15 protein-coding genes and 1 tRNA gene are annotated in these 14161 nt (G+C 40.0%); 6 read left to right on the plus strand and 10 right to left on the minus strand.

Going from position 1 to position 14161, the window contains the following annotated elements:
• Positions 1 to 256 (plus strand): hypothetical protein (locus AC6F75_RS01440; protein ID WP_500713144.1); only part of this gene is annotated, 256 nt, incomplete at its 5' end.
• On the opposite strand, the gene AC6F75_RS01445 is transcribed toward AC6F75_RS01440, so the two are convergent.
• Both AC6F75_RS01445 and AC6F75_RS01450 read right to left on the minus strand, forming a co-directional pair.
• Complete coding sequence (locus tag AC6F75_RS01445; protein WP_500713145.1) at positions 257 to 736, minus strand: hypothetical protein; 480 nt, start codon at positions 734 to 736, stop codon at positions 257 to 259.
• Positions 737 to 792: 56 nt separating this feature from the next.
• Positions 793 to 1434, minus strand: coding sequence for a sterol desaturase family protein (locus AC6F75_RS01450; RefSeq protein ID WP_500713146.1), 642 nt, complete (start codon positions 1432 to 1434; stop codon positions 793 to 795).
• A 134-nt stretch (positions 1435 to 1568) separates the two neighbouring features.
• Between AC6F75_RS01450 and AC6F75_RS01455 the strand changes: the two genes are divergently transcribed.
• On the plus strand, positions 1569 to 2063 hold the full coding sequence (locus tag AC6F75_RS01455; protein ID WP_500713147.1) for a DUF456 family protein: 495 nt from the start codon (positions 1569 to 1571) through the stop codon (positions 2061 to 2063).
• Here AC6F75_RS01455 and AC6F75_RS01460 read toward each other — a convergent pair.
• Positions 2060 to 2614: a nitroreductase family protein gene (locus AC6F75_RS01460; protein WP_500713148.1), complete on the minus strand. Its 555-nt coding sequence runs from the start codon at positions 2612 to 2614 to the stop codon at positions 2060 to 2062. The two genes, AC6F75_RS01455 and AC6F75_RS01460, sit on opposite strands and share 4 nt — an antisense overlap.
• Positions 2615 to 2687: 73 nt before the next feature.
• On the opposite strand from AC6F75_RS01460, the gene AC6F75_RS01465 reads away from it, so the two are divergent.
• A complete protein-coding gene (locus AC6F75_RS01465; RefSeq protein ID WP_500713149.1) occupies positions 2688 to 3944 on the plus strand; it encodes a cation:proton antiporter domain-containing protein in 1257 nt (418 codons plus the stop codon).
• 186 nt (positions 3945 to 4130) lie between these two features.
• Here AC6F75_RS01465 and AC6F75_RS01470 read toward each other — a convergent pair.
• The 6 genes from AC6F75_RS01470 to AC6F75_RS01495 form a co-directional block, all read right to left on the minus strand.
• Positions 4131 to 4204 (minus strand) — tRNA-Asp (locus AC6F75_RS01470).
• Between the two features lie 167 nt (positions 4205 to 4371).
• Positions 4372 to 5301, minus strand: coding sequence for a DUF58 domain-containing protein (locus tag AC6F75_RS01475; protein ID WP_500713150.1), 930 nt, complete (start codon positions 5299 to 5301; stop codon positions 4372 to 4374).
• A 52-nt stretch (positions 5302 to 5353) separates the two neighbouring features.
• On the minus strand, positions 5354 to 5896 hold the full coding sequence (locus AC6F75_RS01480) for an ATP-dependent Clp protease proteolytic subunit (protein WP_500713151.1): 543 nt from the start codon (positions 5894 to 5896) through the stop codon (positions 5354 to 5356).
• Between the two features lie 79 nt (positions 5897 to 5975).
• The gene (gene trxA, locus AC6F75_RS01485) at positions 5976 to 6293 is read right to left on the minus strand and encodes a thioredoxin (RefSeq protein WP_500713152.1); all 318 of its coding nucleotides are present in this window, start codon (positions 6291 to 6293) and stop codon (positions 5976 to 5978) included.
• A 101-nt stretch (positions 6294 to 6394) separates the two neighbouring features.
• On the minus strand, positions 6395 to 10753 hold the full coding sequence (gene dnaE, locus AC6F75_RS01490) for a DNA polymerase III subunit alpha (protein ID WP_500713153.1): 4359 nt from the start codon (positions 10751 to 10753) through the stop codon (positions 6395 to 6397).
• A 142-nt stretch (positions 10754 to 10895) separates the two neighbouring features.
• Entirely contained in the window at positions 10896 to 11690 is a 795-nt protein-coding gene (locus AC6F75_RS01495) for a DUF6252 domain-containing protein (RefSeq protein ID WP_500713154.1), read from the minus strand.
• Between the two features lie 289 nt (positions 11691 to 11979).
• Here AC6F75_RS01495 and AC6F75_RS01500 point away from each other — a divergent pair, with 289 nt between their 5' ends.
• The 3 genes from AC6F75_RS01500 to AC6F75_RS01510 are packed head-to-tail and all read left to right on the plus strand — an operon-like array spanning position 11980 to position 13968.
• Complete coding sequence (locus AC6F75_RS01500; RefSeq protein WP_500713155.1) at positions 11980 to 12672, plus strand: 30S ribosomal protein S16; 693 nt, start codon at positions 11980 to 11982, stop codon at positions 12670 to 12672.
• 12 nt (positions 12673 to 12684) lie between these two features.
• Positions 12685 to 13209, plus strand: coding sequence for a ribosome maturation factor RimM (gene rimM, locus AC6F75_RS01505; protein WP_500713156.1), 525 nt, complete (start codon positions 12685 to 12687; stop codon positions 13207 to 13209).
• A 42-nt stretch (positions 13210 to 13251) separates the two neighbouring features.
• Positions 13252 to 13968 (plus strand): methyltransferase, encoded by a 717-nt coding sequence (locus AC6F75_RS01510; protein ID WP_500713157.1) that lies wholly within the window; start codon positions 13252 to 13254, stop codon positions 13966 to 13968.
• Positions 13969 to 14062: 94 nt separating this feature from the next.
• On the opposite strand, the gene AC6F75_RS01515 is transcribed toward AC6F75_RS01510, so the two are convergent.
• A partial coding sequence (locus AC6F75_RS01515; protein WP_500713158.1) for a single-stranded DNA-binding protein occupies positions 14063 to 14161 on the minus strand: 99 nt, incomplete at its 5' end.

The raw sequence follows: 14161 nt of genomic DNA on the forward strand, positions 1-14161 counted from the left end.
CGAAAAACTATCCCTTTTTGCCCAAGCCAAACTTTTTACATTGACTTTTAGTACACGAGACGAAAATAATTTTGAAGAGCTTCAAGAATTAAAGAGTACAGCATTCAATTCACCCGTTGGGTTGGGTTTGGGAATGGATTATAAATTAGGAAATGGATTTTTAACTTTAGGTGTCAACGACTTGGTTTCTCCCGGAATTGACACTTATGGAGAATTTTCAATTGACCTTTCCTTAGGCTACAAAATCATCCTGTAGTTATTCAGTTTTGATGACCAAAGGCATTTTGAATTGTGTATTCACCGGAACCCCTCTTTTTAATGCCGGTGCTGCCTGAGGAAGGGAATGTACACTTTCGGAAAGGAGTTGTTTCAGTTCCGGAAAGGTTGAAAAGGTGAGCGAGTCGCCTTCAATATCCAAAATAGTTACTTCACTTTTTGAAGTTAACTGAAGCGAAATCATCAATGTATCAGCAATTGGAAGTACACTAATCAATTGCTCCTGATTGAGATACTGGTTAATGTGATTGTGAATGAAGGTTTCAAAACATTTTTTCTGCCTGTCTTTGGAGTCATTTTCGTTGCAACCTTTAAAAAGTGGATAGGTATCCACATCATTCCAATTGATGGTTTTTAACTCTTCTTCCAGAAATTCTTCAGAAGATTTTTTTTGAGTAATGATACCTTCACAGGAAGTGCAGAGCAATGAAATTATCAGCAGTGGTAAAAAGCGTTTCATTTCGACTGGAATAATGACGAAAATTACGATTTTTTAAAGGAAATAAATAAAAAGATTTAAGAGTTCTCTTTTTTCCAGTCGCCTCGGGGCATCGTCCTGAAAACATAATCCCAAAGGGGTGATGACACTCCAAAAGCACGGTCAGTCTCGCGGTAATGATGGGTGAGATGATGTTCCCACAGCACTTTTAAAAAGTTTTTAGGTATTTTAAATGCGTGCACCGAGTAATGAATTGCGAGATAAGCCGTATAACCCATCAGGAAACCGGAAAGGAATCCAAAGGCGTAATTGCCCATTACGGCGCGGTAAATTACAAAAAAGACTGTGGCTATAATCAAACTCAACACGGGGGGCATTGCCAGACGCGATTTGTCTTTGGGGTAATCGTGGTGGACGCCGTGCATGGTGTAGGCCATTTTTTTACGGCGTTCGGTTGTGGGTTCAATGTGGTACAGATAACGGTGCATGAGGTATTCCACCAAAGTGAAAAACAAAAATCCAAGCAAAAACAAAACAATCATAAAAGGCAACTGAAAGCCTTTTTCAACTACTCCATAATAAAATAAAACTGTTGCAATTACTGTAAAAACAGTCAATGGAGCTGCAATGTGTGTATGGGATAACTTTTCAAGTATCGGATTTTTAAAAAGGGGCACTGAGGCTGCCGGGTCTTTGCGATTTTTAGTTGCTTTCTGCATAAATTGACTTCTTTGATTGTATAAAATTAAGAAAGAAAGTTTTACAAAAAATGAAGAAGTTGTTAAAATCAATTAAAGAAGTTTAGAATAACTGTAACTTAATGATACTAAGTTTAACTAATCTAAAAAAACTAATGGACTTATTTCTTATTCTTCTTGGTTTTATTTTAATGCTCGTGGGTATTTTGGGAAGTATATTGCCGGTGTTGCCGGGGGTGCCCATCAGTTGGTTGGGTTTGTTGATGATTTATCTAGTGCCTTCGGTTCCTTTTGACTGGGTTTTTCTTTCCGTTACTTTTGTTATAGCTGCTTTGCTTTATCTATTGGATTATATCATTCCAGCCATGGGCACCAAACGTTTTGGTGGCAGTCGATTTGGAATGATAGGGGCAACACTTGGACTCCTCGCCGGTTTGTTTTTTCCGCCCTTTGGTTTTATAATCGGGCCTTTTGTCGGGGCTTTTTTTGGGGAACTAATAAACACAAAAACCCGAAAAAATGCGTTAAGAGCTGCTTTTGGATCGTTTGTGGGATTTCTGGCTTCAATATTTATGAAGCTTATGGCGACTTTTATTTATCTGGTATTATTTATCTATAAAGTATGGGCATATAGTGATGTGCTCTTTTAAAGCCATACGGTTTTATCCTCTATACTGCTTTTGCGAAAGCCTTGCTGCAATTCTTCATCATAATTTCCCATATAGAAAAAGCCGAGACATTTTTCGCCTTGAGCGAAATCAAAAAACTCGTGCATATGTTTAATCAATCCCGGTGAACTCCAGTAGGCTCCAATATTCATTTCAGTACATAGCAACCACATATTTTGAACAGCCATTGCGGTGGATGCGATTTCTTCCCATTCGGGTATGGACTCTTTGGGGTCGCGTTGCATACAGATAGCAATGATACAAGAGGCTCTTGTTGGGTTTTCTTTGAGTTTGTTGTATTGAAACTCTGAAAATTTATCTGTGGTTTCCTTGTATTTTTCTGATAAAAAATTACCCAGTTTAATCAGGCTTTCTCCCTGAAGGACTTTAAAACGCCAGGGTTCTGTGCGTTTGTGCGTTGGTGCCCAGTTGGCTGCATCCAAAACCTTGAGGATTTCGTCCTTACTGATGGGTTGATCGTTGTATTGTGCAGGAAAAACAGCGCGTCTGTTTTTGATAATATCGTAAATCATTTTGTATGGCTTGAAAGGCTAAAGTTATTAAAAACAAAATCGGGATTGTAAAAAAAATGCTATTTTTAAGTGTATGAAAGATCATTATTTGCTTTTGGCAAGTTTGGGTTTTGCTACGCTACTTATGGCATGGCTGCCTTCCATTTCAGAAAAAATTAAAGTGAGTTCGCCGGTCATTCTATTGCCAATAGGCATTTTACTTTATTTGACTGGTGTCCCACTAGGATGGACAGAATTGCTATGGAGTGATAACGCTATGATGATTTTTTCTGAGGCCATTGTCATTATCTCATTAATGGGGGCCGGGTTAAAAATTGGAAGTAACTATAGTTTTAAAGCCTGGAAAAGACCTTTATTGTTAATTGCCATAACGATGCCTTTGACGATGATTTCAGCCTATTTGTTGGGGGTTTATTTTTTAACGCTCAGTATTCCGGCATCGCTTTTACTGGCCGCAATTTTAGCACCTACTGACCCGGTGTTGGCTTCTGATGTACAATTGGACGACCCGGAGCGGGAAGATAAGCTGAAGGATAAAATCAGGTTTTCCCTTACCGCAGAAGCGGGCTTAAATGATGGTATGGCTTTTCCGTTTACCTATCTTGCCGTGATGGTCGTTCAGGCCGGGAGTTTTGCAGCATTCAGTTTTAGTGATTGGTTTTGGGACAAATTGCTTCTTAAAATTGTGATTGGTGTTGCAGTGGGGATAATATTTGGGAGGTTAATTGGATATGTCCTTACGCATTTAAAAAAATGGAAAGACATCAAGACTTATGATGGTTTTTTGGCACTCTCATTGACTTTTGCTGTTTACGGGTTAAGTGAATTGGTTCATGGATATGGATTTATGGCGGTTTTTTTTGCCGGTTTGAGCATTCGTTATTCTGAAAATGTAAGCGGTAAATACAAAAAGAAAATTCATGACTTTAGCCATGAGATTGAACGACTCCTGATTGTGGTTTGGATCATTCTTTTTGGGGGGACGATCATGAATGGGATCCTGGAAGTTACTGACTGGAAAGGCATACTTTTCAGTGCTGCTTTTGTTTTAATCGTAAGGCCTTTGGCAGGAATGATTGGGCTCATTGGGATAAAAGACACATTTAAAAACAAACTCGCCATCAGTTTTTTGGGAATCAGGGGAGTGGGTTCTGTGTTTTACCTTTCGTGGGCTTTTATGCAAACAGATCTTTTTGAAAATAAATATGAGCTCTACTCCATAGCTGCATATATTATTTTGTTTTCCATTGTTTTACATGGAATCACCGCACCCTCAATCATACGGTATTTTAGAAGAAATCCGAAGAAGCATAAGTTGGATGATGTTTGAAAAGTGGATGTACACCTTAATGTACACCTTAAATCATCCAAAACTTGCTCTTTAGCAGAAACGACTAAAAACAAAAAAAGCTCTACGCAAAAATGCGAAAAGCTTCTCATCGGCTCTACTACAAGCCTTTCCGCCTTACGGCGGACAACACAACTTCTTGATGATTACAGACTGTAATCAAGGTTGCGGTCTGGACGGGACTCGAACCCGCGACCCCCTGCGTGACAGGCAGGTATTCTAACCAACTGAACTACCAGACCAAAATAAATTTATATTCTGACGACAGTCAGATACAACCGAAGTTGCTTTATTTTGTACAATTGTTAATGAACGTGCTAGAAAAAACAGGACTGTTTGATTCTTAGCGACGGCAAATATACGTCCAAATTTAGTTTACACAAACTATTTTTAAAAAAAGATTCTTTCCTTAAGTGAACTTTTGCCTCTCAATCAAATAGGTTGTCAAAATTTTTGAAAAGCCCGCGTTGATATCGGCTTCCACATATTTGATACGGTATTGGGCGCACTTGAGTTTTAAGGCTTTAAAGTAGCTCGCAACGGCTTTTTCATAATTTTCCTTGATGGTGTCAGGGTACACATTTAAAAAGTCGCCGGTTTCAACATCCACAAATTTTCTGGGTTTGTTGTCATAATCAAAACTGAGTTCTTTGCTTTTATCTATAGTATGAAAAAGGATGACCTCGTGTTTGTTGTATTTTAAATGCTGAAGGGCTTCAAACAGTTTTTCTTCCTCCAGGTTGTCCTGAAACATATCTGAAAATAAAAACACCAGTGAACGGCGTTTCATTTTTTCGGCAATAAGATGTAAAAACTGATAGGTCTGCGTTTTTTTATCCTTTGATTTCGTGACAACGGCTTCATTCAGCTTGTCCAAAATCATTTGGTGATGGCGCTCGCTTCCTTTTTCGGGGGCATAAAATTCATATTCATTTGAATAAATGCTTATGCCCACTGCATCCCGTTGTCGTTTGAGCAGGTTCATTATGGCACCGCTTGCCAGAGCCGAAAATGCAATTTTGTTCAACTTGTCTATCGAAAATGTTTTCATTTCCGGATAGTGCATTGAGGTGGAGTTGTCAACAATCAGGTGACACCTCAGGTTGGTTTCTTCCTCATAACGCTTGGTAAAAAGCTTATCGGTTCTGGCATACAGCTTCCAGTCGATGTGTTTTGTGCTTTCACCGGAATTATAGACTTTATGTTCAGCAAATTCTGAAGAAAACCCGTGAAACGGACTCTTGTGCAAACCCGAAATAAAACCTTCCACCACTTGTGTGGCGAGGAGTTCCAAGTTTTTAAAACCTGTTATTTCGTTGATTTGAGCTTGTATGTCCATATGTTTCCCACTATCCCTTGAAGGGTTCAAAACCCTTCAAGGTTTGGGTTAATTAAATTACTTTATCTACAATACCATAATCCACCGACTCTTTGGCGTCCATCCAGTGGTCGCGGTTGAAGTCTTTCAGGATTTTTTCGACTTTTTGACCGCAATTTTCAGCAAGGATTTTAGCACTGAGTTCTTTGGTTTTTAAAATTTCCTGGGCAGTAATTTCAATGTCACTGGCTTGACCCCTTGCGCCACCGCTGGGCTGGTGGATCATCACCCTGGCGTTTGGCTGTATAAAACGCTTCCCTTTGGCTCCGGCTGAAAGGAGAATTGAACCCATAGAAGCCGCAAAACCGGTGCAAATGGTAGAAACGTCACTTTTAAGTGATTGCATACAGTCATAAATAGCAAATCCGGAGGTTACATAGCCACCCGGACTGTTGATGAACAGGTGAATGTCTTTTTTCTCAAGGGAGTCCAGATACAACAAACGATCAATCACGTGTTTTGCCGACCTGTCATCAACCTGACCCCATAAAAACACTTTTCTTTCTTCAAGCAGCTTGGCGTCAATTTTTTCCTGAACTTTATTTGGTTTACTCATAGTAGTTTAAATTTTGACTAAAAATAAAAAAAGGTTTAACAACACGCTAAACCTTTTCAATTAATTTGTGAATTATTTATTATAAAAGAGCATCAATTGCTTCAGCATAGGTGCTTTTTGGGGCAACGCCAACCTGACGGCCCACAACTTCCCCGTTTTGGAATACCAAAACTGTAGGGATGTTTCTCACACCGTATTTTGCTGCAAATTCCTGGTTGCTGTCAACATCAACTTTGCCAACAACGGCTTTGCCTTCATAGTCTTTACTGATTTCTTCAATGATAGGCCCCACCATTCTGCAAGGGCCACACCAAGCTGCCCAGAAATCTACAAGAACCGGTTTGTCACTTTTTAGAACGGTTTCTTCAAACGTTGCATCTGTTATTTCTAATGCCATAATGTGTAGTGTTAAATTAGGATACAAAATTAGTTAATTTTTATCACCCAACGGGTATGCCGGATTACTTTTGGTTATAAAAACATCAGTTATAATTATAATCAATTGAGAATGTAATAGAAGTTTTGTTTTTCCAATGCGCCAAGCAATTCCTGTGAGATTTTTATTTTGTGTTTCCTGCTTTTGGTTTGCAGTTTGATGTTTTCTTCGGCTTCATAAAAATAAAAATCCAGGGAATGTGTGCCGGGATGTTCTTTCAGCAATGATTTTAATAAATCTATCCGGGTTTCTTCCAGCTCGTTAAGGTTCATAGAAATGATTAGTTTTTTGGAATTTTTCTCCAGTACATCCTGAAGTAGCTGTATGCTGTTAAACTGTAATCTGTGGTCAGTTTTCTCTCCTGTGTTTTTGTTGATCCAACCTTCTTTTATAAACACCCTGCAAAATATAAACCCATTGATCATTAGCAAGTGCCTGAATTTTAAATATTCCTCGCCAAACATCCTGAATTCAAAAGAATCTTCATAGTCTTCAAGAATAAATGTTGCCCAGTTTTTGCCGTTTTTGGTAACTCTATGTTGAACATCGGTGATTACACCGCCAAAAATGAGTTCTTTGTTTATAAAATTTTCCAGTTGATTGAAGTCGCCTACTTTGTTTCTGCAGAAGGTTTTGATTTCGGTTTTAAAATCATCCAGCGGATGTCCTGAAATATATATACCCACCACTTCTTTTTCCTGTTTAAGCTTTTGCATGGTGCCCCACTCTTCACAGGGCGGGACTTCCGGCTCGGGAAACTGTACTTCGCTGGCTTCGCCAAAAAGGCTGATTTGTGATGAGTTGAGGTTTTCCTGGTATTTAGCTGCATAGCGTAATACCTTTTCAAGAAATAGGGTTCCATCGCCATCGTCGTGGAAATACTGGGCTCGGTGGGTGTCAAAACTGTCAAAGCCGCCGGCAAGGGCCAGGTTTTCAAAGGCTTTTTTGTTGGCAGCGCGCAAGTCGATGCGTTTGGCCAAATCAAAAACCGATTTGTATTTGCCGTCTTTTCTGTTTTCGACTATAGTGGCAACTGCGTTTCCACCCACACCTTTCACAGCACCCATCCCAAAACGGATGGCACCTTGATCATTTACAGTAAATTTATAATAGGATTCATTCACATCAGGGCTTAAAACGGAAAGTCCCATACGCTTGCATTCTTCCATAAACTTGGAAACTTCCTTGATGTCGCTCATATTGTTTGAAAGCACTGCTGCCATATATTCAGCGGGGTAGTTTGCTTTCAAGTAGGCTGTTTGATAACCAATCCACGCATAACAGGTGGAATGTGATTTGTTAAACGCATAACTGGCGAAAGCTTCCCAGTCTTTCCAAATTTTTTCCAAAATATCAACAGGATGGCCATTTGCATTGCCGCCTTCCAGAAATTTGGGTTTCATTTTTTCAAGTACTGAAAATATCTTTTTCCCCATCGCTTTCCGAAGCACGTCGGCATCACCTTTGGTAAAACCGGCAAGTTCCTGAGAAAGCAACATCACCTGCTCCTGATAGACCGTGATCCCGTAAGTTTCTTTCAGGTATTTTTCCATTACCGGAAGGTCATAAGTGATTTCTTCTTCGCCGTTTTTCCTTCTGATAAAGCTGGGGATGTATTCAATGGGGCCCGGACGGTAAAGCGCGTTCATCGCTATAAGGTCAGCAAAAACAGTGGGTTTGAGATCGCGCATATACTTTTGCATTCCGGCAGATTCATACTGGAATGTAGCTACCGTTTCGCCACGCTGAAAAAGTTCAAATGTTTTTTCGTCATCAAGAGGAAATGTGTCGGGGTCAAGATCAATGTTGTGTTTGAGTTTGATTAATGCGACAGCATCTTTAATAATGGTAAGGTTTTTTAGTCCCAAAAAGTCCATTTTCAGCAAGCCGGCACTTTCCACTACCGAGTTGTCAAACTGGGTGACATAGAGGTCTGAATCTTTGGCTGTTGCCACCGGAACATAATTGGTGATATCACCCGGAGTAATGATCACCCCACAGGCGTGAATTCCGGTATTTCTAACCGAGCCTTCAAGAATTTTTGCCTGATTGATGGTTTGCGCCTGAAGGTCATTTCCGTTTGAAATAAACAGTAATTCTTTTACTTTTTCATAATCTTCAGACCTAAAAGCGGCTTTTAGTTCGCTTTCGCTGTAGCTAAAAACTTTGTTCAGTTTTGACATTTGTGGCATTAATTTGGCCAACCTGTCGGCATCGCTAAGAGGCAAGTCGAGTACGCGGGCCGTATCCCTGATGGCTGATTTTCCACCCATAGTGCCATAAGTTGTGATTTGCGCCACCTGATTGGCTCCATATTTATTGATGACATAATCCATCACTTTGCTTCGGCCTTCATCGTCAAAGTCGATATCGATATCAGGCATACTCACCCTGTCCGGGTTTAGGAAACGCTCAAAAAGTAAGTCATATTCAATGGGGTCAATGTTTGTGATTCCCAAGCAATAGGCAACGGCAGAACCGGCGGCTGAACCCCGGCCAGGACCAACAGAAACTCCCATTTTCCGCGCTTCAGCAATCAGATCCTGAACAATTAGAAAATAACCGGGATAACCACTTTCTGCGATGACATCCAGCTCAAAATCAAGGCGTTCTGTAATCTCAGGTATTAAGTCTTTATAGCGTTTTTTTGCACCTTCATAGGTGAGGTGTTTCAAGTAAGCGTTTTCTCCCAATTTCCCCTTGGGGTCGTTTTCCTGAATAAATTCAGCAGGGATTTCAAAATTGGGAAGCAGCACTTCTCGTGCAAGTGTGTAAACTTCCACTTTGTCAATAACCTCTTTGACGTTGAAAATGGCTTCGGGAATGTCTTTGAACAGCGCCTTCATTTCTTCGGTACTCTTAAAGTAATATTCCTGATTGGGAAGCCCGTATCTGTAACCGCGACCACGACCAATGGGGGTTCCTTGTTTTTCGCCGTCTTTTACACACAAGAGAATATCGTGGGCATTGGCGTCTTCCTGCTTGATATAGTAAGTATTGTTTGTAGCGACAATTTTGATGTTGTGCTTTTTCGCAAACTCGATGAGCACCGGATTTACGCGTTCTTCATCTTCCTGCTTATGGCGCATCAACTCAATGTATAAGTCATCACCAAATTGGGCTTTCCACCACAACAAGGCATCTTCTGCCTGATTTTCGCCTACATTCAATATTTTTGAAGGGACTTCACCATACAAACTTCCGGTAAGCACGATTAAGTCTTCTTTGTATTTTTCAATTATTTCCTTGTCTATACGGGGTACATAATAAAAACCTTCCGTATAGGAGATGGAGGACATTTTTGCCAGGTTGTGATAGCCTTTTTTGTTTTTAGCAAGAAAAACAACTAAATAGCCGTTGTCTTTGGCAGTCTTATTTTTATGGTCTTCACAAACAAAAAATTCACTGCCCACAATGGGTTTTATGAGTTGTGGTTCCTCATCGGATTCTTGTGCCTTTTGTTTGGCTTTTGCATTTTGGTTGGCCACAGCCTGTACAAAATGAAAGGCCCCCATCATATTTCCGGTATCAGTAATTGCTACAGCGGGCATATTGTTTTCTGCTGTGGCTTTCACCAAATCTGCAGTGCTTGAAGTGGACTGTAGTATCGAAAACTGGGAGTGGTTGTGCAAATGCGCAAATGGAACTTCTTTTAAATCGGCGATGTTTTGTTTGATTTCATCTTGCGAAATGTCTTCGCCGGAAATTTTTTCAATTTCTTTCCTAATTTTTTCTGAAGCTTTTTTGAGATTGATGTGCTTCAGCCCAATAAGCTGAATGGGCTTGGGGTTGGCTTCAGAGAATTGTTCAAAATAATCAGGTTGAACGTCCAGTTCTTTGTGATTAAACTCTTTTCTTCTGATGAGTTCCAGAAAACAGCGTGTGGTGGCTTCCACATCGGCGGTGGCGTTATGCGCTTCAAAAAAAGGTTCATTAAAAAGGTGCTCGTGTAACTCAGTAAGTGTGGGGAGTTTAAATTTTCCGCCCCGTCCACCGGGAATTTGACACAGGTTTGCCGTATGTTCTGTACAAGTGTCAAGTACCGGAAATTCTGTTAGTTTGGTGTGAGTGTTTTTTCGGAAATACTCAGCACCCAGAATGTTGATGTCAAAGCCTACATTTTGGCCGACGATAAATTTAGTTTTGCCTAATGCTTCGTTAAAAAGTGTGAGCATTTCGTCAAGAGGGACACCTTTTTTTTCAGCCAATTCGGTAGAGATACCGTGTATTTTTTCAGCATCAAAAGGAATATTAAAGCCGTCTGGTTTTATCAAAAAATCCTGACTTTCCAAGAGGTTGCCCATAGCATCGTGAAGCTGCCAGGCAATCTGGATACAGCGTGGCCAGTTATCGGTATCAGATATGGGTGCGTTGTAATTTTTGGGTAATCCGGTAGTTTCGGTATCGAAAATAAGATACATAGTTCAGGGTTTTTTTGGAAAGGAAATGAAAGTTTAAAAATACAAATTCTTTCCCCTGACATGAAAGTTTATTTATTAACAATAATAAAAAAAACGCCGGACATGTTAAATCCCGGGCGTTTGCTATGGATGCTTATTTAGGTTAATAACTTATGATAAACTGACCCTCTGTTATGATATGGTCTGCAGTTTCAAATTCAAAAGTACCGGAAACTATTTTTTCCACTGTATCATGGGAATTTATAACCAATGTACCACTCAGTCCTTCAGGATCATCACCAGAAAGATAAATTAAAGAAATATCATCTCCATCATCTTCAATTGTGTATCCCCCTACAGTGATAGTGTCAGGAAACACAAGGCCTATTGCAGTGCCGTTTGTTGAAGCACCATTTATTAGAATTTCTCCTAATTCATTGAGAACCACAAATTGTGCCGCTGTAAAATTTTCCCCGTCAACTACGGCGGTTAAGAGGTTTGCAGCTATGGGATCTTCAATTGACCCGGCAATAATTGGTGCTTTGTGAAAAAAGCCTTTTTGAACATTGAGCGTGTCTAATCCAAATCTATAGGCGTTAAACTTAAACGTTCCTGTAAATTCATTGTTTTCATTGCTTTGAATGACAACTTGTCCATCCCCAAAAGGTCTTGTGGTATAAACAGACCCAAAAAAGTCTTGGAAAACAGCTCGGTTTGTGCCTTGACCACCTAAGATATAAACCCCCTCCGATGATCCGGACAGGGTGATTGTTAAGCTTTCAGTATCTGAAATGCCTTGGATTATCAAATTACCATTTTCTTTGATTTCTGCTCTTACATCAGTTGCCCTGTAAAGCACACCATTGAGCTCTGCCTGTAGTGCAGGACTGTTGGTTTGAACGTCTTCGCAGCTTATAAGGGCAAAAGAGGCAAAAAATAATAGCATAAAGGTTCTCATATCAAGTATGTAAATTTATATTTTTATAACGCAGGAAAAACAATTTCCTTATGTAGGGTTACAAACCTAATAAAAAATCTTCGGATTCATCTGTTCTTTTTTATTGTTTTATAGGTCAGATGGAATTTGCCATTGAACATTTTCGGTTTGTATCAATGTTGTTCATATGTTTCATTTCAAACTTTTAATTTCTAAATGACACGTTTTTAGATTATAAATTCAAATTTTGTAGTATCTTTGCGCCCTTAATTATAAACCGGGGTCGAGTACCCCAAAAATAATTTACACTATGCCTGTAAAAATCAGATTACAAAGACACGGTAAAAAAGGAAAACCTTTTTACTGGATTGTGGCCGCCGATGCCCGCGCGCCAAGAGATGGTAAATACCTTGAGAAATTAGGGACTTACAATCCAAACCTTAACCCTGCAGTGATTGACTTAGATGTTGACGGTTCTGTAAAATGGCTTCAAAATGGAGCTCAACCCACAGACACCGCCAGAGCAATTTTGTCTTACAAAGGGGTGATGATGAAAAAACACCTTTTGGGTGGTGTTGCTAAAGGTGCTTTAACCGAAGAACAAGTGGAAGAAAAATTTCAGGCTTGGTTAGAAGAAAAAGCCGGAAGAATCGATGCTAAAAAAGAAGGTCTTTCTAAAGCAGATGCTAAAGCGAAAGCTGACGCGCTTGCTGCTGAAAAAGCCGTGAATGAAAGGCGTATGGCCGCTGCTGCTGAAGCTGAAGCCGAAGCAACTGCAGAGGAAGTAGCTGAAGAAGTTGCAGAACCCACTGAGGAAACTCAGGATGCGGCTCCTGAAACAGAAGCTACTGTAGAAACGCCTGAAAAAGAAGAAACTCCTGTAGAGGAAACTCCAAAAGCTGAAGAGAAACCTGAGGCCGAAGAAGCTCCTGTAGAGGAAGCTCCTAAAGCTGAAGAAACTTCTGAAGCCGAAGAGCCAAAAAAAGACGAGACTAAAGCATAATACACTCTAACGATGCGAAAAGAAGAATGCTTCTATCTCGGAAAAATCGTTAGAAAATACAGCTTTAAAGGGGAAGTTTTAATCAAATTGGATACAGACGAGCCCGAACTCTACAAAGAATTGGAATCAGTGCTTGTTGACTATAACAACAACCTGATTCCTTTTTTTATACACCAAAGTGGGCTGCACAAATCTACATTGCTTCGCGTGCGTTTTGACGATATAGATTCTGAGGAAAAAGCCGATGAAATTATTGGGCTGGATGTATATCTGCCATTAGATTTTCTCCCCGAACTGGACGACGATCAGTTTTACTACCACGAAATCATAGGCTTTACTGCCGAAGATGTCACCTTTGGAAAAATAGGCATTGTAAAAGGGGTCAACGACAGCGCCGCTCAGGCACTTTTTGAAATTGAACGCGAGGGCAAGCAAATTTTGATTCCAGTGAATGATGATTTTATCAAAAAAGTGGATAAGAAAAATAAAATCCTGCTTTTGGATACTCCGGCGGGGTTGATAGATTTGTATATTTAAAGTTCAAAGTTCAAAGTTTCAAGCGCCAAATTTCAAACTTCAATGAGTTTTAAATTCAAACAATTCACTGTTGAACAAGACCGCTGTGCCATGAAAGTGGGTACAGATGGAGTGTTGCTGGGTGCGTGGACTTCTTTGAAAAACAATCCCCAATCCATACTCGATATTGGTGCCGGAACGGGTTTGATTGCCTTGATGCTGGCACAGCGCAGTGACGTCGCACAAATTGATGCCATTGAAATTGACGAGGATGCTTATGAGCAGTGTGCCGAAAATTTTGAAAACTGCCCCTGGGCAGACCGGCTGTTTTGTTTTCATGCTTCGCTGGATGAATTTGCTGACGAACCGGAAGACGAAAAATATGATTTAATTGTTTCCAATCCGCCATACTTTGTTCCTAACGATAGAGAAGTCTATCTTCCCGAAAACAGAAAAAAAGCCCGTTTTTATGATAGCCTTCCGTTTGAAGATTTGATTAACTACGCCTCACAATTGCTATCTGAAAATGGTGAACTCGCGGTAGTAATTCCTTTTGCGGAAGAAGAGCATTTTATCGATTTTGCGAAAGCGAAATCACTTTTTATAAACCGCGTCACCCGGGTGCAAGGCACAGAAAACGCTCCCATAAAACGCAGTTTGTTGCACTTTTCATTCAATGAAAAGCCCATTGAAGAGCAAGAACTTATTCTTGAAATCAGCCGTCATAATTATACTGATGAATTTAAGGAGTTGGTGAAGAAGTTTTATTTGAAGTTATGATTTAGAAGATTGAAAAGCACCAAACTACAAGCACCAAATTCCAAACGGTGATGAAACCTGTTTGGAATTTAGTACTTGAAAAATGGAATTTTATTTATTTTCCCATTAACAACAACTCGTTGCATACCACTTCAGTGATAAAGCGTTTGTTGCCTTCTTTATCTTCCCAACTGCGGGTGGTGAGTTTGCCTTC

Source organism: Planktosalinus sp. (genome assembly GCF_059864935.1).